Raw genomic sequence first — 1953 nt, forward strand, 5'->3', positions numbered from 1 at the left:
GCCATCGTGAACGGTCCTTCCGGGGGACGTGAGACCTCTCCCTTCGACCGTCACACGATGGCTCACTTTATGCCAGAGATCCGTCACTGATCGTCACGATTTACACCACTCCACGGGACGCCACCCACGGCAATGCATCATCCCGGCATCAGAAAGCCGGAGGTCAGCAATGCAAAATGGCGCGTTCGACCCAATCGAGCTACCCGCGACTGTCTGGGACCGGGAACAAACCCGGGCAATGCTCAGGGAACGCGACATCGCCGGACTTTTCGGCCTTGCAGCAAAATACGGAGCCAGTCAAGTCCGCATCGGCACGGCCACCGGCCTCGGTCAGCCCCGCGTCAACAAGATCATTCACGGCGACGGAGCGGTCAAAGAACTCGCCGTCATCGAACGCATAGCCGCCGGCCTGCGTCTGCCCGATCACGCCCGCATGCTCCTGGGTCTGGCCCCACTGGATATGGCCTCTCCCACCGGCGACTACGACAACGAGCACGAGGAACAGACGAGCGAGTTGCTCACCCGCCTGGACGCCGCGACAAGCATCGACTCCACCACAGTCATGATCCTTCACACCGACACCAACAACCTGCGCTTCCTGGACCGCAAGCTCGGCGGTCCAGCTATCGCTGACAAGATGCGTGCCCAGGTGTCTCAGATCGAACGCGCCCACCGCCACGCGATACGACATGGCATCCGCGCCCAACTCGCCCACCTGCTCGCCGAAACCGCCTCACTGGCCGGCTGGCAGGCCATCAACACCCTCGCTCTCAACGACGCCTGGACCCACTACGAGCGCGCCAAAGCCGCCGCCTACGAAGCCGAAGACCCTTCCCTCCTCGCCACCGCGGGCAATCATCGAGGGAACCTCCGCCATCGGAATCCACTCGATCCGATCGGCCTCCACCTCACCCTCAGGCTTGCCCACCAGGTCAGCCCCACGCGCCACGAACAGCAGGTGCTCCGCATCCACCATGCCGGCCATGGGCTGATAGCTCACCAGGTGTTCGACATTCTTCGGCCGGTATCCGGTCTCCTCCTCGACTTCCCGGATAGCGGTTGTGATTGGATCCTCACCTGCGTCGACCAGCCCGCCGGGAAGCTCCCACCCCCACCGATCGAACACGAACCGATGCCGCCACATCAGCAAGACCCGATCCTGCTCATCCAGCACGACAGCAATCGCAGCCCGATCCAGATGCACCACGTGATGCTCGAACCGCTCCCCACCCGGGATCTCCACATCGGCCAGCCCCAGCCGAATCCACCGGTTGTCGTAGATCAGCCGTTCTCCGTGCACGACCCAGCGCGTCAGCTCAGCGTCATCAGCCACACCGCGACGCTACCGTCTTGCCCATCTGCGGTACACGTCTTCAGAGCGAGAGCCGAGGTAGCTATACCGGCAGCATCTCCGTGCAGTAGGTGGAGGTTCCTCCTTGCCACCTCCCGAAGATCGCGTTGAGATGTCTCCGGTGCCTCACCGCGACGAGGTGAAGGTGGCCGAGAACACCCGCCGCCACATCACGTGGTTCCATGAGATTTTCAGAGGGTTCACAGTGAGAAGCTGCTTATAGCCGTGGTGATCTGCTTAATGCGATGAAATAGCTCATCGAAGGTGATTATCGTTACGCCAGACAGGGCGCTTCGATATAGTTCGAAAGACTCACGCTTGGCTGTTGAATCGAGCTCTTTGATGGCGTTGCCTGCTATCACGATGCATGATGGTTCTGCCGATTCCCATTCGGCGTCTTGCGCTCTATGGCGATAATACTCTCGGGCCATTGTTTTGCGATAATGCAGTACTTGTGAAACTGCACCACTCAATGTACAGAGGTTGAAAGGCTGGCTTCTCGCGTTACGGCGGTTCGGGTTCGAGGATCAGTTCGGTCTGGGCGATGATGGCGTTGAGCAGGTCGGGCCGGTATTGCAGGCGCTTGAGATGGTGCTTGATGA

The 1953-nt window shown here is 60.6% G+C and carries 3 protein-coding genes; all 3 read right to left on the reverse strand.

The window, feature by feature from the left end; genetic code table 11:
- Positions 1-199: 199 nt before the first annotated feature.
- The 3 genes from ITP53_RS55055 to ITP53_RS55065 all read right to left on the reverse strand — a co-directional run bounded on the left by ITP53_RS55055 (position 200) and on the right by ITP53_RS55065 (position 1824).
- A complete protein-coding gene (locus tag ITP53_RS55055; protein ID WP_207757761.1) occupies positions 200-715 on the reverse strand; it encodes a hypothetical protein in 516 nt (171 codons plus the stop codon).
- Positions 716-733: 18 nt separating this feature from the next.
- A complete protein-coding gene (locus ITP53_RS55060) occupies positions 734-1333 on the reverse strand; it encodes an NUDIX hydrolase (protein ID WP_328818932.1) in 600 nt (199 codons plus the stop codon).
- Between the two features lie 218 nt (positions 1334-1551).
- Positions 1552-1824, reverse strand: a complete 273-nt coding sequence (locus ITP53_RS55065) for a Shedu anti-phage system protein SduA domain-containing protein (protein ID WP_236052246.1) — start codon at positions 1822-1824, stop codon at positions 1552-1554.
- Between the last annotated feature and the right edge of the window lie 129 nt (positions 1825-1953).

Origin of the sequence: Nonomuraea cypriaca (assembly GCF_015645445.1) — a bacterium.
Taxonomy (GTDB): domain Bacteria; phylum Actinomycetota; class Actinomycetes; order Streptosporangiales; family Streptosporangiaceae; genus Nonomuraea; species Nonomuraea cypriaca.